The sequence below is a fragment of the Micromonospora sp. DT63 genome (genome assembly GCF_049841615.1).
GTDB lineage: Bacteria > Actinomycetota > Actinomycetes > Mycobacteriales > Micromonosporaceae > Micromonospora.
The window spans coordinates 19,714-40,332 of record NZ_JBNCKQ010000002.1; the positions used below are offsets into that span (position 1 = coordinate 19,714).

20 protein-coding genes are annotated in these 20,619 nt (G+C 72.2%); 5 read left to right on the forward strand and 15 right to left on the reverse strand.

All coding sequences use genetic code 11. The features are described 5' to 3' along the window. Window positions 1-67: 67 nt before the first annotated feature. Complete coding sequence (gene pepN / locus ACLQ27_RS06800) at window positions 68-2,617, forward strand: aminopeptidase N (protein WP_357575701.1); 2,550 nt, start codon at window positions 68-70, stop codon at window positions 2,615-2,617. A 145-nt stretch (window positions 2,618-2,762) separates the two neighbouring features. Here the strand turns inward: pepN and ACLQ27_RS06805 are convergent, their stop codons facing one another. The 14 genes from ACLQ27_RS06805 to ACLQ27_RS06870 form a co-directional block, all read right to left on the reverse strand. After that, a complete protein-coding gene (locus tag ACLQ27_RS06805) occupies window positions 2,763-3,170 on the reverse strand; it encodes a DUF5130 family protein (protein WP_234582158.1) in 408 nt (135 codons plus the stop codon). Further along, window positions 3,157-3,453 (reverse strand): aa3-type cytochrome oxidase subunit CtaJ, encoded by a 297-nt coding sequence (locus ACLQ27_RS06810; protein WP_112584149.1) that lies wholly within the window; start codon window positions 3,451-3,453, stop codon window positions 3,157-3,159. Before ACLQ27_RS06810 ends, ACLQ27_RS06805 begins: the two co-directional genes overlap by 14 nt. A 72-nt stretch (window positions 3,454-3,525) precedes the next feature. Then, complete coding sequence (locus ACLQ27_RS06815) at window positions 3,526-4,989, reverse strand: amidase (protein WP_425865968.1); 1,464 nt, start codon at window positions 4,987-4,989, stop codon at window positions 3,526-3,528. A gap of 240 nt (window positions 4,990-5,229) precedes the next feature. Next, complete coding sequence (locus tag ACLQ27_RS06820; protein ID WP_425865970.1) at window positions 5,230-6,237, reverse strand: amidohydrolase family protein; 1,008 nt, start codon at window positions 6,235-6,237, stop codon at window positions 5,230-5,232. After that, window positions 6,237-6,761, reverse strand: a complete 525-nt coding sequence (locus ACLQ27_RS06825) for a 3-hydroxyanthranilate 3,4-dioxygenase (RefSeq protein ID WP_425865972.1) — start codon at window positions 6,759-6,761, stop codon at window positions 6,237-6,239. The genes ACLQ27_RS06820 and ACLQ27_RS06825 overlap by 1 nt, the downstream gene beginning before the upstream one ends. Beyond that, the gene (locus tag ACLQ27_RS06830) at window positions 6,758-7,180 is read right to left on the reverse strand and encodes a RidA family protein (protein WP_357496204.1); all 423 of its coding nucleotides are present in this window, start codon (window positions 7,178-7,180) and stop codon (window positions 6,758-6,760) included. Before ACLQ27_RS06830 ends, ACLQ27_RS06825 begins: the two co-directional genes overlap by 4 nt. Continuing rightward, window positions 7,177-7,950, reverse strand: a complete 774-nt coding sequence (locus ACLQ27_RS06835; RefSeq protein WP_357496202.1) for a 2-keto-4-pentenoate hydratase — start codon at window positions 7,948-7,950, stop codon at window positions 7,177-7,179. Before ACLQ27_RS06835 ends, ACLQ27_RS06830 begins: the two co-directional genes overlap by 4 nt. After that, window positions 7,947-9,071 carry a 4-hydroxy-2-oxovalerate aldolase gene (gene dmpG / locus ACLQ27_RS06840; protein ID WP_425865975.1) on the reverse strand — a complete coding sequence of 375 codons (1,125 nt, stop codon included), beginning with the start codon at window positions 9,069-9,071 and terminating at the stop codon, window positions 7,947-7,949. The genes ACLQ27_RS06835 and dmpG overlap by 4 nt, the downstream gene beginning before the upstream one ends. Continuing rightward, on the reverse strand, window positions 9,068-10,000 hold the full coding sequence (locus ACLQ27_RS06845) for an acetaldehyde dehydrogenase (acetylating) (protein ID WP_234582151.1): 933 nt from the start codon (window positions 9,998-10,000) through the stop codon (window positions 9,068-9,070). Before ACLQ27_RS06845 ends, dmpG begins: the two co-directional genes overlap by 4 nt. Then, the gene (locus tag ACLQ27_RS06850) at window positions 9,997-10,794 is read right to left on the reverse strand and encodes a 2-keto-4-pentenoate hydratase (RefSeq protein WP_425865977.1); all 798 of its coding nucleotides are present in this window, start codon (window positions 10,792-10,794) and stop codon (window positions 9,997-9,999) included. The genes ACLQ27_RS06845 and ACLQ27_RS06850 overlap by 4 nt, the downstream gene beginning before the upstream one ends. 20 nt (window positions 10,795-10,814) lie before the next feature. Next, window positions 10,815-12,296 carry a 2-hydroxymuconic semialdehyde dehydrogenase gene (locus ACLQ27_RS06855; protein WP_425866791.1) on the reverse strand — a complete coding sequence of 494 codons (1,482 nt, stop codon included), beginning with the start codon at window positions 12,294-12,296 and terminating at the stop codon, window positions 10,815-10,817. Between the two features lie 23 nt (window positions 12,297-12,319). Beyond that, window positions 12,320-13,657 carry an FAD-dependent oxidoreductase gene (locus ACLQ27_RS06860; protein ID WP_357575705.1) on the reverse strand — a complete coding sequence of 446 codons (1,338 nt, stop codon included), beginning with the start codon at window positions 13,655-13,657 and terminating at the stop codon, window positions 12,320-12,322. After that, window positions 13,654-14,934 (reverse strand): kynureninase, encoded by a 1,281-nt coding sequence (gene kynU, locus ACLQ27_RS06865; RefSeq protein WP_357575706.1) that lies wholly within the window; start codon window positions 14,932-14,934, stop codon window positions 13,654-13,656. The genes ACLQ27_RS06860 and kynU overlap by 4 nt, the downstream gene beginning before the upstream one ends. A gap of 14 nt (window positions 14,935-14,948) precedes the next feature. Beyond that, entirely contained in the window at window positions 14,949-15,851 is a 903-nt protein-coding gene (locus tag ACLQ27_RS06870) for a tryptophan 2,3-dioxygenase (RefSeq protein WP_234582147.1), read from the reverse strand. 148 nt (window positions 15,852-15,999) lie between these two features. Between ACLQ27_RS06870 and ACLQ27_RS06875 the strand changes: the two genes are divergently transcribed. The 3 genes from ACLQ27_RS06875 to ACLQ27_RS06885 all read left to right on the forward strand — a co-directional run bounded on the left by ACLQ27_RS06875 (window position 16,000) and on the right by ACLQ27_RS06885 (window position 18,133). Beyond that, window positions 16,000-16,443 carry an Lrp/AsnC family transcriptional regulator gene (locus tag ACLQ27_RS06875; protein WP_234582146.1) on the forward strand — a complete coding sequence of 148 codons (444 nt, stop codon included), beginning with the start codon at window positions 16,000-16,002 and terminating at the stop codon, window positions 16,441-16,443. Between the two features lie 319 nt (window positions 16,444-16,762). Continuing rightward, window positions 16,763-17,284, forward strand: coding sequence for a hypothetical protein (locus tag ACLQ27_RS06880; protein WP_374109245.1), 522 nt, complete (start codon window positions 16,763-16,765; stop codon window positions 17,282-17,284). Between the two features lie 12 nt (window positions 17,285-17,296). After that, window positions 17,297-18,133, forward strand: a complete 837-nt coding sequence (locus ACLQ27_RS06885) for a class F sortase (protein ID WP_425865980.1) — start codon at window positions 17,297-17,299, stop codon at window positions 18,131-18,133. Here ACLQ27_RS06885 and ACLQ27_RS06890 read toward each other — a convergent pair. After that, the gene (locus tag ACLQ27_RS06890; RefSeq protein ID WP_357496191.1) at window positions 18,079-18,858 is read right to left on the reverse strand and encodes a MerR family transcriptional regulator; all 780 of its coding nucleotides are present in this window, start codon (window positions 18,856-18,858) and stop codon (window positions 18,079-18,081) included. The two genes, ACLQ27_RS06885 and ACLQ27_RS06890, sit on opposite strands and share 55 nt — an antisense overlap. A gap of 55 nt (window positions 18,859-18,913) precedes the next feature. Here ACLQ27_RS06890 and ACLQ27_RS06895 point away from each other — a divergent pair, with 55 nt between their 5' ends. Continuing rightward, window positions 18,914-20,500 (forward strand): DUF6194 family protein, encoded by a 1,587-nt coding sequence (locus ACLQ27_RS06895; RefSeq protein ID WP_425865983.1) that lies wholly within the window; start codon window positions 18,914-18,916, stop codon window positions 20,498-20,500. Window positions 20,501-20,619 lie beyond the last annotated feature (119 nt).

Below are 20,619 nucleotides of genomic sequence, written 5' to 3' on the forward strand. Positions count from 1 at the left end.
AGCGGTCGGCAGACGGGCGCCGCCGGGCGTACGGCGAGACGTGGGATGGAGACGAACAGTGCCGGGAGTGCGTAACCTGACGCAGGTCGAGGCGACCGAGCGGGCCCGCCTGCTCGAGGTGACCGGGTACGACATCAGTCTGGACCTGTCGACCGCCGTGCTGGCGGCCGACGGCCGCACGTTCTCCTCGACGACCGAGGTCCGGTTCCGCTGCGGCGAACCGGGAGCGAGCACGTTCATCGAGCTGGCCGCCGAGACGGTGCGGTCCGCCACCCTGAACGGCGCCCAGGTGGACCTGTCCGACTGGTCGGCCGAGAAGGGCCTGACCCTGACCGGGCTGGCCGCCGAGAACACCCTTGTCGTCGACGCGGACTTCGCCTACTCCAACAGTGGGCAGGGTCTGCACCGCACGGTCGACCCGGTGGACGGCGAGACCTACCTCTACAGCCAGTTCGAGACTGCCGACGCGCAGCGGGTGTTCGCCTGCTTCGACCAGCCCGACCTGAAGAGCGTCTACACCTGGCACGCAACAGTGCCGGCGCACTGGCGGGTCGTGTCCAACATGCCGGTGCAGCGCGAGGAGCCGGCCGGCGAGGGGCTCAAGACCCTCCACTTCACCGAGTCGGCCCGGATGAGCACCTACATCACGGCGCTGTGCGCGGGTCCGTACCACGAGGTGCGGGACAGCCACGACGGCATCGACCTCGGCGTGTTCTCCCGGGCGTCGATGGCTCAGTACCTGGACTCCGACAACCTGTTCCTCATCACCAAGCAGGGCTTCGACTTCTTCCACGAGAAGTTCGGCGTGCGCTACCCGCTGCCCAAGTACGACCAGCTGTGGGTGCCCGACTTCAACGCCGGCGCGATGGAGAACTTCGGCTGCGTCACGCACGCCGAGTCGCACTACCTGTTCCGCTCGCAGGTCACCGACTTCGAGTACGAGCAGCGGGCCAACACGATCCTGCACGAGATGGCCCACATGTGGTTCGGTGACCTGGTCACCATGCGCTGGTGGAACGACCTGTGGCTCAACGAGTCGTTCGCCGAGTGGGCCAGCCACTGGTGCAACACCCACGCCACCCGGTTCACCGAGGCGTGGACGACGTTCCTGTCGATCCGCAAGAACTGGGGCTACCGGCAGGACCAGCTCTCCTCCACCCACCCGGTCTACACCGAGATGCCCGACATGGAGGCCGTCGAGGTCAACTTCGACGGCATCACCTACGCCAAGGGCGCGAGCGTGCTCAAGCAGCTCGTCGCGTACGTGGGTGAGGAGCCGTTCGTGGCCGGGCTGCGGGCGTACTTCGGCAAGCACGCCTGGAGCAACGCCACCTTCGACGACCTGCTCACCGAGCTGGAGGCGGCCTCGGGCCGGGAACTGCGCAAGTTCGCCGCGCAGTGGCTGGAGACCGCGCAGGTCAACACGCTGCGCCCGGAGGTGACGATCGCCGCCGACGGCACGTACGAGCAGGTGGTCGTGCGGCAGGAGGCGCCGACGGCGTACCCGACGCTGCGCACCCACCGGATCGGCGTGGGCCTGTACGACCTGACCGACGGGCAGCTGGTCCGCCGCGAACGCCACGAGGTGGACGTGACCGGCGAGCGGACCGACCTCGCCGACCTGCGCGGCGTCCGAGCCGCCGACGTGCTGCTGCTCAACGACGACGACCTGAGCTACACCAAGCTGCGTCTCGACGACCGCTCGATGGCCACTGTGGTGCAGCACATCGGCGGCTTCGACTCGTCGCTGGCCCGCGCCCTCTGCTGGACGGCCGCGTGGGACATGACCCGGGACGCCGAGCTGGCGACCCGCGACTACGTGGCGCTGGTGCTGGCGGGGCTCTCCGCGGAGACCGACATCAACCTGGTGACCGCCACCCTGCGCCAGGCCACCACCGCGCTCACCCTCTACGCCGACCCGGAGTGGGCGCCCACCGGCTGGGCGGGGCTGGCTCGCTCGGCGAAGGACGCGCTGGCCTCCGCCGAGCCGGGCAGCGGTTTCCAGCTGGCCTGGGCGCGGGCGTACACCTCGGCCGCCCGGTCCGAAGAGGACCTGGCCACGCTGCGAGGCTGGCTGGACGGCACCGGCGTGCCGGCCGGGCTGACCGTGGACACCGAGCTGCGCTGGACGGTGCTCGGGGCGCTGGTGGCCAACGGCGCGGCAGGTGCCGCCGAGATCGAGGCCGAGCTGGCCGGCGACCGTACCGCCAGCGGCGAGCGGGAGGCCGCGTACGCGCACGCGCTGGTGCCGACGGCGGAGAACAAGGCGGCCGTGTGGGCGCTGCTGACCGGCCCGGACGCGCTGCCGAACTGGCGGCACCGGGCGCTGTTGCAGGGCTTCGCCCACCCGGCGCAGGTGGAGCTGGTCGCCCCGTACCGGGAGAAGTACTTCGCGGCGATCGGCCAGGTGTGGGCCACGCGGGACAGCGAGCCGGCGCAGGAGTTCGCCCAGTTGGCGTACCCGACCTACCTGGTCGACGACGACACGGTGGCGGCGACCGACACGTGGCTGGCCGGTGAGGGCAACCCCGGTCCGCTGCGTCGACTGGTCGCCGAGGGCCGCGACGGTGTGGTGCGGGCCCTCAAGGCCCGCGCGAAGGACGCCCAGCAGCACTGACATCGCCGACATGGGGGTGGCCGCCCGCGCGGCCACCCCCATGTCGCTGACCTGAAGCAGGGGCAGCGCGCTGACCTGGCGCGGCGTGACGCGACGAAGCCCGACCTGCCGTGCGGCGGGTCGGGCTTCGACGTACGAGAAGGGCTCAGCCCTTGCCGGCGTGGCTGGCCAACTGGTCGAGGCCGTTGATGATGCCGCCGGCCAGGTCGCCGCCGCTGAACGCGCCGACCATGGAGAGCGCGGCCAGCTTGGCGTACGTGTCGGGGATGCGCTTGCGGGCGTGCCGCCCGGTGACGATCTCCAACTGGCGCTGGTTGGGCGACACGGCGATCAGCACCGACTTGTCGGGCTCGGCGAGCTGGCGGTGCAGCCGCTGGGCGTGCTCACGGATCGGCTCGTCCAGGCCGCCGACGAACACCGAGAAGACCAGGCCGGTGCCCCTGTCGGCCAGGCGCAGGGCCTCGTCGATGCGCAGCAGCTGGCGGGTCGAGAACGGCCCGTCCAGCACCTCGGGCGGGTTGTCCGTCCCGGCCTGCTTCTCACCAACGGTCACTTGCGCCTCCGGTTCCACCGGCCGGCGCCTCGACGCTGGCCTGCTCTAGCTTGTGGCTGGTCAGCGCGGGCGCCTGCGCCCCCGCGGTCAGCGCGGTGCCGGCCGAGTCGGCCAGCTGCTCCGGGCGGCCCAGGAACCAGACCGGAGTGAAGTCGAAGGGCCGGCCCGGCCGGTAGCGCTTGGCGCCACCGCCGCCGCCGGTGGCACCACCACGGCTACCGGCGTACGACAGGCCGGCGATGACCAGCACCGCGGCCAACGGGATGCCGACGAAGACCAGCAACGTCTCGGTAACAGACAATCCCAACGCCCCCAGGCGGAAGAAGGACCTCGAACAATCGGGTCGGATGGACGATCATGATGGCGACCGGCCAACTCCGTCGCCATTCACGTTAGCGGAGTCGACGGCCCGCCAGATTGCGGGGTGCCGATCCCATCCGTCACTGGCGTGCTCCAGTTGCGCAGCGGTCGCGATGAGCCGCGCGTCGTCGCCGTACCGGCCGGTGAGGAGCACCCCGACGGGCAGGCCGTCGGCCGTGGCGCCCACCGGCAGGGACACCGAGGGATCGCCTGTCACGTTGAAGATCGCGCAGTAGGGCGAGAAGCGGCGTTGCCTGTCGAAATCGGCCGCCGGGTCGCCGTCGGCGGTGAACCAGCCGACGGGTGCCTGCGGCGCGGCCAGGGTGGGGCAGAGCAGCAGGTCACAGCCGGCGGTACGGGCGGCGCCGAGACGTACCTGCGACTGCAACTCCCCCAGGGTGGCGGCGAGCGTGCCGGCGCTGATCTCGGCACCCCGGGCACGCATCAGCCGGGTCAACGGCAGCAGTTCCGCCTCCCGTTGCGGCGGCACCGGGGCGAGCGCCAACACGTACCAGAGGATCTCGAACAGTGGCCACACCGCGGGCGTGAGCGGCGGCGGCACCTCGACCACCTCGTGGCCGGCGCTGGTGAGCAGCGCGGCGGCCCGCTCGGCGGCGGCCACGCAGTCGGGATGCACCGGCTCGTCGGCGAGCATCGGTGTGGTGAACCGGCCGATCCGCAACCGGCCGGGCTCGGCCCGGCGGGCCGCGGCCAGGTATCCACCGGGCGGCGCAGGCGGCGGCAGGTAGGGCTCGCCCGGCACCGGCACGGCCATGACGTCGAGCAGTGCGGCGATGTCGGCGACGGTCCGCCCGAGCGGGCCGCTGGTGGGCAGCCCGAAGGCGCCCGAGCCGAGCGGCCCGCCGGAGACCAGGCCGCGGCTGGGCTTGTAGCCGATCAGGCCGCAGAGCGACGCCGGGATGCGGAGGGAGCCGCCGCCGTCGGACCCCTGGGCGATCGGCACGAGGCCGGCCGCGACCGCCGCCGCCGCGCCGCCACTGGAACCACCGGCGGTGTACGCGAGCTGCCACGGGTTGCGGGCCGGCGGCGCGACGCGGCCCTCCGAGTAGAGCGAGCAGCCCAGCTCGGAGGTGGTCGTCTTGCCGAGGCTGACGAGGCCGGCGGCCTTGATGAACCGGACCACGTCGGCGTCGACGGGCGGGACGAAGTCGGCGAACGCCGCCGAGCCGAAGGTGGTGCGCACCCCCGCGGTGAGCGTGAGGTCCTTGATGGCGGTCGGCACGCCGTGCAGCGGGCCACGCGCCTCGCTCGGGGCGGCGTCGGCGGCGCGGGCGGCCTGCCGGGCGAGGTCCTCGGTGACGGTGACGAACGCGCCCACGGTGTCGCCGAGCGCCGCCACCCGGCTCAGGGAGTGCTCGACCAGCTCGACGCTGGACAGCTCGCCGCGGGCGATGGCGGCGGCCTGCTCCAGCGCCGTCAGGTCGTGCGGCTCGGCCATGCCCTCATCCTGCCCGCTGGGAGCGGCTGCCAGCGGACCGACACGGCGTCGGCGTCGGACTGCGGTCGACCGCACCACCCTGCCGGCGTCCTTTGCTCTGCTTCAACAGAGGAAACAGCCGATGTCCGATTATCGGACACGTGGTGTTGCCTGGATTGAAGCAGAGCAAAGGCAACAGAACAGGTCCGTCGGCCCGTCGCAGCCGTCCGTCGTCCGAGGGGCGCTACCAGGGGTACGCCGTCAGCGCTGCCCGTACAGGAAGCGCAGCGCGTTGGTGGATCGGAGCTTGTCGCGCTGGGCGTCGGTGAGGAAGTCGGCCGCGTCGACGACCGCACCGGCCGGCCGCTCGCCCAGCGGGTACGGGTAGTCGCTGCCGACCAGCACCCGGTCCTCCCCCATCGTGTCGACAAGCAGCCGCAGCGCGGGCGGCGCGAAGACCACCGAGTCGACGCTGAACCGGTCGACGTAGCTGCTGGGCGGGGCGACGGACGCGCCACGGACCAGGTCACCACGGCGGTGCCAGGCGTTGTCGGCGCGGCCGAGCCAGAACGGGAAGCTGCCGCCGCCGTGCGCGAAGCAGATCCGCAGCGTCTCGGGTACCCGGTCGAAGACGCCGCCCAGGATCATCGCCAGCACCGACAGGTGCGTCTCGGCGGGCATCCCGGTGAGCCAGCGGGCCATCCAGCGGTCCAGGCGCGGGCCGTTCGGCATGTCCCACGGGTGGACGAAGACGGGCGCACCCACCTCGGCGCAGTGCGTGAGGAACGTGACCACCCCGGCGTCGTCCAGGTCCCGGTCGCCGACGTGGTTGCCGATCTCCACGCCGACGTGCCCGGCGGCCAGACTGCGATCCAACTCGGCGCAGGCCGCGTCCGGGTCCTGAAGGGGCACCTGACAGAACGGCACCAGCCGGTCGCCACCGGCAGCGGTGACCTTCAGGGTGAGGTCGTTGAAGATCCGGGCGACCTTCACCGCCTGGTCGGCCGGACGGTCGTAGCTGAAGAAGACGGGCGTCGGCGACACCACCTGCACGGCCACGCCGTCGGCGTCCATGTCGGCCAGCCGCGTCGAGGCGTCCCAGCACTCGGCGCCGACCGGACGGAACTCCGTCTCCCCCACCATGATCATGGCGGCGCGCTCGGAGTCGACCCGCAACCAGGGCCAGCCGGACCCGCCGCACGCCGCGCCGAGGTCCGGCCACCCCTTGGGTACGACGTGCGTGTGCACGTCGACGACACCTGCGGGCATCAGCCCTTGCCCGGGTGCAGGGTGCCGCAGTTGGCGCAGGTGCGTGCCTTCTCGTCCGCGTAGAACGCCTGGAACACCGGTGGCAGGTCGGCCGCGATGTCGCGGACCTGCAACTCCACCTCGTGCACCTTGTTGCCGCACTCCGGGCAGTACCACTGGAACGTCTCCAGGGTGCCCTCCTCGCGGACCCGCTCGACGACCACGCCGATCGAGCCGGCCTCGGGGCGCTGCGGCGAGTGCGGGGTGTTGCGCGGCAGCATCCACATCTGACCCTCGCGCACGTGCACCGTACGCGGACCCTCCGGGGTCATCAGGTTGATGTGCATGTTGCCCTTGACCTGGTAGAAGAACTCCTCGTACGGGTCTACGTGGAAGTCGGTGCGCTGGTTGGGCCCGCCCACCACCATCACGATGAAGTCGTCCCCGCCGGGGAACATCTCCTTGTTGCCCACCGGCGGCTTCAACAGGTGCTGGTTGTCGGCGATCCAGCCCGGAAAGCTGAACGGCTCGGCGATCTCACTCACGACTGACCTCCCGAGGGAAGAAGGGCCACGGCCTGGATCTCGATGAGCAGGTGCGGGTGCGGCAGCTGGTGCACCGCCACAGTGGTGCGGGTCGGCCCGGACGCGTCGAAGAACTCCGCCCACACCTCGTTGTAACCGCCGAAGTCGTTCATGTTGACCAGATACGTGGTCACCTGGACGAGGTCGGTGAGGTCCGCGCCGACCGAGCGCAGCAGATCGCCGATGTTGTCGATCACGGCCCGCGTCTGCACCCGGATGTCGAGGTTCGTCGTGCCGAACTCGTCGACCTCGACACCGGCGAAGCTGTTGTCGGGGCGTCGCGACGACGTACCGGAGACGAAGACGAACCCACCGGCGACCTTGACGTGCGGAAATGCTCCCCGAGGGACGGCCTTGCCGGCGACGACGACCCCGCTCATGACGACGCCCGCAGGAACGCCGTGCCGAGCTTCTCGACGACCGCGCGGATGTGCGCGCCGGGACGCAGCGGCACCGCGGCGGTGGCCGCACCGGCCAGGAAGACCCAGCCGGACTGCAACCGCACCCCGTGCCGGCCGGCCAGCCGGATGCCCTCGTCGAGCGCCCGACGCGGATCGCCGAGGATCGCCGCCGTCGAACCGACCTGGGCCACCCGACCGTCGACCTCCAGCAGCACGCCCAGGTTGTCCAGCCCCGACGGCACCGGCGACCACGGACCGATCACGAACGCGGCGGCCGAGGTGTTGTCGGCGACGACGTCCGGCAGCGAGAAGCGGAAATCCGCGTACCGGGAGTCGATCAGCTCGATGGCCGGGGCGACTGCGCGGACCGCAGTGGTGAAGTCGCCGACCGGCTCGCCCGGCTCCGGCAGCCGATCCAGCAGGAACGCCACCTCCGGCTCGACCCGGGGATGGATGTACGCGGCCGGGTCGACCGTGCCGCCGTCGGGCACCCGCATCGCGTCGGTGAGCCGCCCCCAGATCACCTCGTCCACGCCGACCTGGGCCATCTTCGCCCGGCTGGTCAGCCCCATCTTCAGCCCGACCAGCCGCTCGCCGCGTTCCAGTCGGCGCTGCACCAGGGCGGCCTGGACGCCGTACGCGGTGTCCACGTCGAGACCGGTCTCGGCGGCGAGCTGACCGATCGCGGTGGCCGTGTCGGCCGCCGCGCCGAGCTTGTCGGCGATCCCGGTGATGTCCACGCCGATCATGCTGCGTCACCTTCCGTTCGCGACTGCGGGGCTCGCAAACCCGGCTCACTCCTCGCGCTCACAGCCTGTTCCTTGCCGGCCAGGTCGAGTGCCACGTCGACGATCATGTCCTCCTGGCCGCCGACCATCCGACGGCGGCCCAGCTCAACCAGGATCGACCGGACGTCGACGCCGTAGCGGTCCGAGGCCCGCTCGGCGTGCCGCAGGAAGCTGGAGTAGACGCCCGCGTACCCCAGGGAGAGCGTCTCCCGGTCCACCTGGACCTGCCGGTCCTGCAGCGGGCGGACGATGTCGTCGGCGGCGTCCATCAGCGCGAACACGTCGCAGCCGTGCTTCCAGCCGTGCAGCTCGGCGACCGCCACGAAGACCTCCAGCGGTGCGTTTCCGGCGCCCGCGCCCATTCCGGCGAGGGAGGCGTCCACGCGGACCGTCCGGCCGTGGGGTGCGTCGGGACCGGCCGGCGCGGACCCGGTGATCCGGCCGTGCTCGACCGCCAGCACGCTGTTGGCCACGCCGAGCGACAGGTTGTGGTGGGCATGGATGCCGATCTGCGTCGCCGGGTCGAGGACCTGCCGGTACGCGTCGACCCGCTGCGCCACGTCGGACATCAGCAGCCGGCCGCCGGAGTCGGTGACGTAGACGCAGTGCGCCCCGTACGACTCCATGAGCTTGGCCTGCCCGGCGAGCCCGGCCGGATCGTTCATGTGCGACATCATCAGGAAGCCCGACACGTCCATGCCGTTCTCCCGCGCCCAGGAGATGTGCTGGGCGGAGATGTCGGCCTCGGTGCAGTGGGTGGCGATGCGGACGCTCGTCACCCCGAGCGCCTTCGCCGCCTTCAGGTCGGCGATCGTGCCGATGCCGGGCAGCAGCAGGGTGGTGAGCTTCGCGTTCGTCATCACCTCGGCGGCGGCGGAGATCCACTCGGCGTCGCTGGCCGCGCCGTGGCCGTAGTTGACGCTCGACCCGGCGAGCCCGTCGCCGTGCGCCACCTCGATCGCGGCCACCCCGGCGGCGTCCAGGGCGGCGGCGATGGTGCGTACCTGGTCGACCGTGTACCGGTGGGCGATGGCGTGCATGCCGTCGCGCAGCGTCACGTCCTGGATGTACAGGTCGGTCATGCCACCGCTCCCGTCGAACGCCTGGCGACCAGCCGCTCCGCGGTGCGCAGCGCGGCGGAGGTCATGATGTCCAGGTTCCCGGCGTACGCGGGCAGGTAGTGGCCCGCTCCGGAGACCTCCAGGTAGACCGACACCTGCAACGCGGTGAGCTGCCGCCCGAGCGTCGGCACGTACGCCTCGACGCGGTCGAACTGCACGTCCTGCTTGAGCCGGTAGCCGGGGACGTACTCCTGGACCGTCGCCACCATCTCGGCGACCGAGGCGGCGATGGCTGCGGTGTCGGCGTCGACGTCCGGGCAGAGGCAGTAGACGGTGTCGCGCATGAGCAGCGGCGGGTCCGCCGGGTTCAGCACGATGATCGCCTTGCCCCGCTCCGCCCCGCCGACCACCTCGATGGCGCGAGCGGTGGTCTCGGTGAACTCGTCGATGTTGGCCCGGGTGCCCGGCCCGGCCGACTTCGACGCGATCGACGCGACGATCTCCCCGTACGCCACCGGGGTGATCCGGCGGACGGCGGCGACGATCGGCACTGTCGCCTGCCCGCCGCAGGTCACCATGTTGACGTTCGGCTCGTGCAGGTGCTCGTCGAGGTTGACCGGCGGCACCACGTACGGGCCGAGCGCGGCCGGGGTCAGGTCGACAAGCGTCCTGCCGTGCGCGCGCAGCACCTCGTCGTGCCGTCGGTGCGCGCCCGCCGAGGTCGCGTCGAAGACCAGCTCGACGTCGGCGAACTCGGGCATCGCGACCAGCCCGTCCACGCCATCGGCGGTGGTGGCCACGCCGAGTCGGCGGGCCCGGGCCAGGCCGTCGGAGGCCGGGTCGATGCCGGCCATCGCCACCATCCGCAGGCTGTCACTGAGCCGGAGAACTTTGATCATCAGGTCGGTGCCGATGTTTCCGGAACCGAGCACCGCCACGCCGACGCTCACGCTGACTCCCCTCGGGTGAAGGCCGTACGCACCGAGCCGAGCCCGGAGATCCGTGCCTCGTACGCGGCCCCCGGGGTGACCGGCACCATCGGGCCGAGCGCCCCGGAGAGCACCACGTCCCCGGCGCGCAGCGGGTCACCGGCGCGGGCGAGGGTGCTCGCCAGCCACTGCAGGGCGTGCAGCGGGTTGCCGAGGCAGGCCGCGCCGGCGCCCACCGAGACCGGCTCACCGCCGTGCTCCAGCACCATTCCGCACAGGCGCAGGTCGACGTCGGCGAGGCGGCGTGGCGTGGTGCCGAGCACGAACAGCCCGCTGGAGGCGTTGTCGGCGACAGTGTCCACGATGGAGATGTCCCAGGCGGCGATCCGCGAGTCGACGATCTCGATCGCCGGCAGCACGTGATCCACCGCGCGGATCAGGTCGACTGTCGTGACCTGCGGATCGGGGAGATCCTTGTCGAGCACGAACGCGATCTCCGCCTCGACCCGCGGCTGGAGCAGCCTGTCGATCGGCACCTCGACCCCGTCGCCGACTGCCATCTCGTCGGTGAGCAGCCCGAAGTCCGGTTGGAACACCCCGAAGGTCTCCTGCACCGCCCGGGAGGTCAGCCCGATCTTCGCGCCCACGCGGCGTTCGCCACGGCCCTGCCAGGCCCGCGTCTGGAGCTGCTGCACGCGGTACGCGGACTCGACGTCGCCCTCCGGCAGCAGCCGACCGCGCAGCGGCGGGCAGGGCTTGCCGGTGCTGCGGGCGTCGGCCAGCTCCCGGTTGGCGGCCTCGATGTCGGCTTCCATGCCCGCTCCCTCGCTACGGCTCACGACAGGTCCACGCAGACGTTGGTGAGTTCGGAGTAGAAGTTCAACGAGTGCACGCCGCCCTCGCGACCGATCCCGGAGGCCTTCACCCCACCGAACGGCGTGCGCAGGTCCCGCAGGAACCAGGTGTTGACCCAGACGATGCCCGCGTCCAGTCGGACTCCGGCCCGGTGCGCGACGCCCACGTCCCGGGTCCACACCGTCGCCGCCAGGCCGTACTCGGTGCCGTTGGCCAGGGCGTACGCCTCGTCCTCGGTGTCGAACGGCGCCACGTGCACGACCGGGCCGAAGATCTCCTCCCGGTTGGTGCGGGCGTCCGGGCCGAGGCCGGTGAGCACCGTCGGCTGCACGTACGACCCGCCGTCGCGGGCGTCACCGAAAGTGGGCGTGCCGCCGCCGGTGAGCACCTCGGCGCCCTCGGCGCGGGCCAGCTCGTACGCGCCGAGCACCTTCGCCCGGTGCTGCGGGGAGATCAGCGGCATGGTGGCGGTGGCCTCGTCGGTCGGCCAGCCGTACGCCAGCTCGCCGGCCCGCTTCGCCAGCCGGGCGGTGAACTCGTCGAAGACCGGCCGCTGCACGTAGATGCGCTCGGTGCACAGGCACACCTGGCCGCCGTTGGTGAAGCTGGAGCGCATCGAGCCGGCCACCGCCGCGTCCAGGTCGGCGTCGGCGAAGACCAGGCCGGCGTTCTTGCCGCCCAGCTCGAAGCTCACCGCCTTCACGCCGTCGGCGGCGGCCCGCATGATCGCGCCGCCGGTGGCCGACTCGCCGGTGAAGGTGATCGCGTCGACGCCCGGGTGGCGGGTGAGGAACTCGCCGGCCGAGTCCGGTCCGAAGCCGTGCACCAGGTTGAACACCCCGTCCGGTACGCCGGCGGCGGCCATCACCTCGGCGAGCAGCGTCGCCGAGGCGGGCGTCTCCTCGCTGGGCTTGACCACCACGGCGTTGCCGCAGGCGAGCGCCGGGGCGACCTTCCAGGTGAGCAGCAGCAGCGGCAGGTTCCACGGCACGATGACCGCGACCACGCCGACCGGCTTGCGGACGGCGTAGTTCAGCGCCCGGCCGCCGGTCGGGGTGACAGTGGTGAACGACTCGGTGGGCGCGGTCGCGACGATCTCCGCGAACGCCCGGAAGTTCGCCGCGCCACGCGGGATGTCCAGCGTGCGGGCCTGGGCGATGGACTTGCCGGTGTCGGCGACCTCGGCGGTGACCAGATCGTCGAAGCGACGTTCCAGCTCGTCCGCGACACGGCGCAGCACCTCGGCGCGCTCGCGCTCCCCCATCCGGCCCCACGGCCCACGCAGCGCCGCGCGGGCTGCGGCAACCGTGTCGTCCACAGTGGACCGCGTCGCCTCGACGACCTCGAAGACCGGCTCGCCGGTCACCGGGCTCACCTTGGTGAACGTCGACCCGCCGTCGACGAACTCGCCGCCGACGAAGTTGCGCAGCCGCGACGGCCCGGCCGGCGCGCGGCCGGTCATCAGCGTGGCGTCCCAGGTGCCGGTCATGTACGCCTCCCTCGGCTGAGCCCCGCCGTGATCGCGCCCACCAGCAGCAGCGCGGCCCCACCCACGACCGCGCCGAGCACCCGGTGCTGCCGGCGGACCCGGCGGCGCACCTCGGCGTACGGGGTGGTGGAGAAGGACACCAGCTCGTACTGGGAAACGTACCGGCCGGGCAGTGCCCGTTCCAGTGCGTGCTCCACCCGCCGGCGGGTCTGGAACACCGGCGAGGCGACCTTGTCGCGCATCTCCACGAAGTTGGTAAGCGCCATCTGCGCGATGGCCTCGGCGTTCTCCTGCCGGCGGCGCTGGAACAGCGGCAACGCCGCCGACCACTCGTCGGCACACTCGTCGAGGCAGCGGTCCAGCTCGACGACGTCCTCGAAGGCGCAGTTGGCGCCCTGGCCGTAGAACGGCACGATGGCGTGGGCCGCGTCGCCGAGCAGGCCGACAGTGCCGTTGACCTGCCAGGGGGTGCTGCGCACCGTGCCGAGCACGCCCACCGGGTTGTGCTGGTAGTCGTCGACCAGGTTCGGGGCGAGCGGGACCACGTCCGGGTACTGCTCGGCGAAGTGCGCCCTGATCGCGGCCGGGTTGTCCAGGGCCGCGAAACTGCCGACGCCCTCGTTGGGCCAGAACAGCGTGCAGGTGAAGGAACGGTCCGGGTTCGGCAACGCGATCATCATCGAGGTGCCGCGCGGCCAGATGTGCAGCGCGTCCGGATCCAGGGCGAAGTCGCCGCCGAGCGGCGGAATCGTCAGCTCCTTGTAGCCGTAGTCGAGGAAGTCCACGCTCTCGCGCAGCAGCCCGTACGCCAGCAGTTGTCCGCGTACCGCGGAGCCGGCGCCGTCGGCGCCCAACACGACCGACGCCTTCGCGCCGACCGTGCCCTGCGGGGTGTCGAAGCTCAGGGTGCCGTCGGCCGGGTCGAGCCCGACGAGCCGGTGGTCGAAGACGATCCGGACCCCGGGCAGCGCGGCGGCGGCGTCCAGCAGGGCGTTGTTGAGCGCGCCCCGGCTGATCGAGTTGATCGCCCGGTCACCGGCCGCGCTGTACGACTGGAACTGCTGCTCCCCCTCCACCGGGTGGATCATCCGGCCGCGCATCGGCAGCGCGTCGGTCATCACCTGCTCGGCCAGCCCGATCCGGCGCAGCGCGTCCAACCCGCGCTCGGAGAGGGCCAGGTTGATCGAGCGTCCCCGCTCGGCCGCGCCGGCACGCGGGTCCGGCCGACGCTCGTAGAGGGCCACCGGATAGCCGCGCCGGGCCAGGAAGCAGGCGGCCAGACAGCCGGCCAGGCCGGCGCCGATGATCGCGATCTCGTCGCGCCGGGCGGTCATGGGTTCACCTGCCCCACGGTCGCGGTGAGCGCCGCGGCGGCCCGCCAGCAGTCCAGGTACGTGGAGTAGAGCGGCACCGGGGCGAAGCGGATGATGTCCGGCTCGCGGGCGTCGGCGATGACGCCGTGCTCGTGCCGCAGCCGCTTGGTCAGCTCGGCGGCGTTGCCGGCGCTTACGCGTACCGACAACTGGCAGCCCCGGCGGGCCGGATCACGCGGGGTGACCACGCGCAGCGGCCGGTCGGCGGTGACCTCGTCGAGCAGTGCCTCCAGCCAGCCGGTGAGTCGGAGGCTGCGGGCGCGCAACGCCGGCATGCCTACCGTGTCGAACAGCTCCAGCGAGGTACGCACCGGACCCATCGCGAAGATCGGCGGGTTGGAGATCTGCCAGGCCTCCACCGTGGACGGTGGCCGGGACACCGGCGTCATCTCGAACCGGGTGGCCGCCGCGGTGCTCCACCACCCCTCGAAGCGCGGCAGGTCGGGATCGCCGAGGTGCCGCTCGTGCACGAAGACGCCGGCCAGCGCGCCCGGCCCCGAGTTCAGGTACTTGTAGGAGCACCAGGCGGCGAAGTCGACGTCCCAGTCGTGCAGGCGCAGCGGCACGTTGCCCGCCGCGTGGGCCAGGTCCCAGCCGACCACCGCGCCGGCCGCCCGCCCGGCGGCCGTGATCGCCGGAATGTCCAGCAGCTCGCCGGTGAGGTAGTTGACGCCACCCAGCAGCACCAGCGCCACCCGGTCACCCTCGGCGGCCAGGTAGTCGGTGACGTCCTCGGTGCGCAGCGCATCCTCGCCGGGACGCGGGCGCAGCCGGACCACCGTGTCGTCCGGGTCCAGCCCGTGGAAGCGGGCCTGGCTGCGCACCGCGTAGCTGTCCGAGGGAAACGCGCTGTCCTCGATGACGATGCGGGTGCGCGCGCCGGCCGGGCGGTAGAAGCTGACCATCAGCAGGTGCAGGTTGACCGTGAGCGAGTTCATCACCACGGTCTCCGCGGGGAGGGCGCCGACCAGTCGGGCGGCCGGCGCGGTCAACAGCTCGTGGTACGGCAGCCAGGCGCGCTCGGCCTCCAGGTGCCCCTCGACGCCGAGCCGCCCCCAGGCGTCCAGGTCGGCCAGGAGTTCGTCGCGGGTGGCCCGGGGTTGCAGGCCGAGCGAGTTGCCGGCGAGGTACGCCGACTCGGGGTGGTCGCCGCCGTCGGCGGGCGGCACGTGGAAGAGGTGTCGGTGGCCCGGGTCGGCCTGGTCGAGGCGGTGGGCCTCGCTCTCTGGGGTGTGCATGTCTCGCTCTCCGGTCACATCGCGGTGCGGGCCGACCACAGCTCCGGGAAGACCACCCGGGCCATGCTGCGCTGCAACCACGCCAGCCCGGCGGAGCCGCCGCTGCCGACCTTGGCGCCCATTGTCCGCTGCACCGCCTTGACGTGGTTCCACCGCCAGTCGCCGAACTCCTCGGCGACGCCGCTGAGCGCCTCGCCGAGCAGCCGCAGGTGGTTGTCCGGCCCGCCGTCGGCGTAGATCCGCACCCAGGCCGCCTCGACCGCCGGCTGCGGGTCGTGCTCGACCGCCACGTCCCGGTTCAGCAGGTCGGCGGGGATGTCGAAGCCGCGCCGGGCGAGCAGCGCGACCACGTCGTCCCAGAGGCTCGGGGCGGCCAGCGCGGCGCTGAGCGCGCCGTGCACCTCGCTCTGCCGGCGGAACGGCCGGATCAGCGCCGGGTCGCGCAGCCCGAGCAGGAACTCGAGGTGCCGGTACATCGCCGACTGGAAGCCGGAGCCCTCGCCGAGCAGGTTGCGGAACCTGTTGAAGTCGGCCGGGGTCATCCAGCGCAGGCCCTGCCAGGCGGCGTTGAGCCCTTCCAGGTGCAGGGTGGCGCGGCGCAGCGGGGCCAGCGCGTCCCAGATCCGGTCGGCGCGCACCAGACGCTGGGTCTCGCGCAGCTCGTGACAGGTCAGCCCGAAGTACAACTCCATGATCTGACTGACCATGAGGAAGGACATCTCGCCGGGGTCGTCGCTCAGGGGCTGCTGCAACTGGTGCAGGGCGCTGGCCCGCACGTACGCGTCGTAGGGCACCAGCTCGGCGAACTCCAGCGTCGGCTCGCCGCCGTTGCGCGCCGCGCGGGCCGCCCGCTGGCGCGGGGTCACCGGTCGTACCGTGGCGACGCGCTTCGGCGCCCGCCGGTCCGTCTGATCCACCAGTCGTCTCCCTTCCCCCGAAGCTGCCGACGTCATGATCTCGCGGTTGGATCGGCCTGCGGAATGCCGCATCAACGGCACTTGCCGGCCTGAGTTGACGAACCGAAGGCAGCTGGGCGAATCCAGTTCACGAAAGTAAGGTTCGAGCGTGGACGACATGGACTGGGCGCTGCTGCGCGAGTTGCAGGCCGACGCCCGGCTCTCCTTCAGCGAGTTGTCCCGCCGGGTGCACCTGTCCCCACCAGCGGTGGCCGAGCGGGTCCGCCGACTGGAGGAGGCCGGGGTGATCACCGGTTACCACGCCCACGTGGACCTGACCCGAGCCGGCCGTACGGTGGTCGCCCTGATCCGGATGTCCTGTTACGGCGCGCGGTGCATCCTGCACGACCCCGACGTGTCCGACTGGCCCGAGATCCTGGAGATCCACCGGATCACCGGTGACGCGTGCAGCATGCTCAAGGTGGCCGCCGGCTCGATCGGAGACTTCGAGCGGGTGATCGACCGCCTAGCCCCGTACGGCCAGCCGTCCAGCACCATGGTCCTGTCCACCCCCCTCCCCTACAACCCCATAACCCCCCAGCCCCTCCCCTAAGACCCCCGCCCCCGCCCCCGCCTGCGCGATCTTGCACTTCCTGTCGCCCAAGTGCGAGGAATGCCCCGTATGCCGCGACAGTAAGTGCAAGATCGCGGGAGCCCTGCCACCACCCCGGGTCGATCATGGAGTCGTGGTGGGTAGATGAGGGTGCTATGCACCTTTTGCGGAGCGCCACAACTCCATGATCGACGCCGGCTGGGGGGCGGGCGCGGGGGGCGGGGGCGCGCGGGGGTGGGGTTTGTCGTTGGGGTGGCGGGAACTCAACGCGCGTGCCCAGGGGAGGGTTCCGGCGGTCGTCGCCGGTTGGGGGGAAATCATGCAGGGACTTCGCACGATCAACCGCGCACTCTCGTCCGCACTGACACTGGTGGGGCTCATCGGGGCGTTCGTCCTGTTGTCGGTCGCACCGGCGCGTGCCGGTGAGAACACCTTCGTCGAGGTGACGCCGAACAGCGTCCCGGCGGGCAGCCGCGTCACGATCCGCGCGAGCTGCGACAACAACAACGATCGACAGGCCAACGTGCAATCCGACGCGTTCGGGCACGTGATGCTCCGACCGGACAACGGCTTCCTCAAGGGGGAGGTCACCGTTCCGGGCAACAAGGAACCCGGCGACTACCAGGTCGACCTGCGCTGCCAGAACAACCAGACGGCCCAGACGATGCTGACCGTGCTCAACATGGCCTCGCCCAGCAAGGGACCGGCGACGGGCGGCGGCGGCACCGCGGGCGGCCGGGGCACCGGCTCGGTCCTGGTCCTCGGCGGCGTGGCCCTGGTGGCCGCCGCGGTCGCGCTCGGCATGGCGGGCGGTCGGCGTCGGACCGGAGCCGGCTCCTGAGCCGGAGCTGCCATGACCCGCAGATCCGCGCGTGCGCGGTCGGACCACCGTGCCCGCGTCCGGGCCGCGGCGGCCCTGCGCGCCACCGGACGGCTGGTGGCCCGGGCCTCGGTCCGGCTGCGCCGGGTCGCCGGGCAGGCGGTGTCCGCAAGCGTCGCCACCACTGATCCGGACGCCCGCCCGCTGCCGCCGAGCCGTCCCGTCGGGTCGCCGCTGACCCGGCGTCGGCTCGGCACCGGGCCGGGACTGCCGGTCCTGGCCGTGGCCACGCTGATGGTGCTGATCGTGGCGATGCTGGGCATCGAGCAGGTGACCGGGGTCAGTCTGCTGCCGGACCGGATCAGCGCGGGCCTGCGACCGCCGCCGAAGAAGTTCCCGGTGCTGCCGGCCAGCCGCCCGACCGCTCTCTCGATCAGCAAGATCGACCTGCGGGCGCCGCTGCACGACGTGGGCATCGCCCCGGACGGCACCATCGCCGTGCCCGACGTGGGCCGCGCCCAGGAGGCCGGCTGGTACGACCAGGGCCCCACCCCCGGCCAGTACGGGCCGGCGGTGATCGTGGGACACGTGGACACCACGACCGGCCCGGCCGTCTTTCACCAGCTCCGGGAACTGCGCGCGGGAGACCAGATCGAGGTCACCCGCTCCGACGGCCGGGTCGCGGTCTTCGAGGTCGACTCGGTGGAGCGGTTCGACAAGGACCGACTGCCGGTGGACGAGGTGTACGGCGACTTCAGCCGCCCCAGCCTGCGGCTGATCACCTGCGGCGGCCGGTGGGTGGGCGGCGAGCGGGGCTACTCGGACAACCTGGTGGTGTTCGCCTCGCTGGTCAAGGCCCGTGGTGGTTGATCGCCGGCGCCGGCGTCGAGGTACTCGGCGAGCCGGGCGGCCCCGGTGAGCATGGCCCGGCCGCGCTCGGTGAGCCGTCGGCGCCACTGACCGAGCGACGCGGCGAGCGGTTCTGCGCCACCGGCGTCGCGGACCCGACGCAGCACGTCGGCGATGTGGTCGAGCCGGTATCCGCCCCGACGCAGCAGGTGGGCGAGTTGGGCGTCCCGGACGTCGTCGGGCGAGTAGACGCGGTGGCGGGTCACCCGATCGCGCTCCGGGCGCAGAATGCCTGCCGACTCCCACTTGCGCAGGGTCGCGGGTCGTACGCCGAGCCGGTGGGCGAGCACACTGATCGGCACGGCTTTCCGGCCCTGCGGCGCGGGCTCCGACGCGGTGAGGGTCGCGAGGGCCGCCTCGACCGCGTCCAGGGTCTCCCGGTCGCGTTGCAGCAGCGCGTGACCGCTGTCGATCGTGCGCAACGCCGTGTCGATCTCACCCCGGTTGACGGCCCGCATGATGTCGCCGCTGGCCGCGTGGCCGTGCCCGACGATGAGCGCGAGGTAGGCGCTCAGTGCGGTGGCGTGCACCTCGGTGAACCGGCGGTACCCGGTCGCGGTGCGCTCGGCGGGTGGCAGCACGCCGTCCCGTTCGTAGTTGCGGACGGCCTGCGCCGACAGCCCGTGCCGGCGCGCGAGGTCGACCGGTCGGCGTACCCCCGGGTTTGAGGGTTTTGTGGTTGTCACCTGCGCTCCCTCGCTCTGAAGTCTCCACCGCTGGTGCAACGATACGGTTGATGCAATGACCACTCTTGTTGAAGTGCTTGCCGGCTCGCCGGCGCTGCTCGCGCTCGGTGAGCCGACGCACGGTGAATCCGCGTTCCTCCAGATCCGCAACGACGCCTTCCTGACGCTGGCCGAGCACGGCTACCGGTCGATCGCCCTGGAGAGCGACCGGGCCGCGGGATTGCTCGCCGACGCGTTCGTGCAGGGCGCGGCCGTGCCGCTCGACCGCGTGCTCGCCGAGGGTTTCAGCCACGGGTTCGGCGCCGCGCCGGCCAACCGTGACCTGCTGCTGCGGATGCGCGAGTGGAACGACGGACGGCCCGCCGCCGAGCGCCTGAGTTTTCACGGCTTCGACGCCCCGCTGGAGATCGAGGGCGTCCCGAGCCCCCGGCGTCACCTGGTGCGGGTGTGCGAATTCCTCGACCTGGACAGGTCGGCCGAGATCGACGACCTCGTCGGGGACGAGGCCCGCTGGAGCGACACGGCCGCGATCTGGGAGCCGGGCCGCTCGGTTGGACGCTCGTCCGACGCCCAGCGGCTGCGGGTGCTCGCCGACGACCTGCTGACCGAGTTGTACCTGCGGGCACACCTACGGCCCGAGGGCTGGCAGGCAGCCTTCGTCCACGCCACGTCGGCGGTAGCGGTGCTGCGCTACCACGCGGCGGCCGCGGCGCCACTGGTCCAGGAGGAACGCTTCGCCCGCCTGGCCGCCGTCCGGGACGCGCTGATGGCCGAGAACCTGCTCGCGATCCGGGCGGTCGAGGCACACCGTGGACCCACGCTGGTCTTCGCGCACAACACGCACCTCCAGCGCCACCCGAGCACGATGACGATCGGCGCGACAGAGGTGTCGTGGGCCGGGGCCGGCGCGATCGTCGGAGCGTTGCTGGGCGAGCGGTACGCGGTGATCGTCGGCAGCCTCGGCGCGAGCCCCGCGCTCGGCATCGACGTACCCGCCGCGACGACCTACGAGGGCCGGCTCTCACAGAAGCTCACCCTCCCCGGGTACGTCCGGGCGGCCGAGATCGAGCCGGCCGAGCGAAGGACGCACGACTACCGCTACTTCCCGCTGGACCAGGCCGCCATCGACCACGCCGACGCGGTACTGCACATCCCGACCGGCCTCGACGCGACAGTGCTCGCCGACCGGATCAGCGCGCTGCCCGACGTCGAGCAGGTGGTGGCGAGCGAGGAGGACGGCTCACCCGAGGGCGCCTGGGGCGACCGGTTCTTCCACGTCGGCCCGGACCGCCGCCAGCCGTTCGCCACCATCGTGGAGCACGACGTGCCCGGCTTCGACGAAGCCGGGCAGCTGGACCGCCCCGGCGTCTTCCGCCTCAACCTGGACCTGGGCCGGGCCGAGTTCGAGAGGATGTTCGGCTTCGCACCGAAGGCGTTCGAGGAGCACCGGGACGCCTTCGACTTCGCCCGGCTGGACACTGTCACGCCGCATCCGGGGTACGCGCTGTACGGCTTCGCCAGCATCGTGATGCCGGGGCCGCAGATGCTGCCCGAGATCGACCGGCTGTTGGCCGTCGCGCACGCCCGGGCGGTCGAGCGGCACGAGCGCGCGACCCGTCGAGCGACCGACCAGCGGGACTGAGCCCGACGACGCTCCCGAGCTGACGGCCGCCGCGGCCCCGGTCGGGCCAGGCGGCCGCCTCAGCCCAGCGCAGGTCGGGTCAGGCCAAGCGCAGGTCGGGTCGGGCGGCCGCCTCAGCC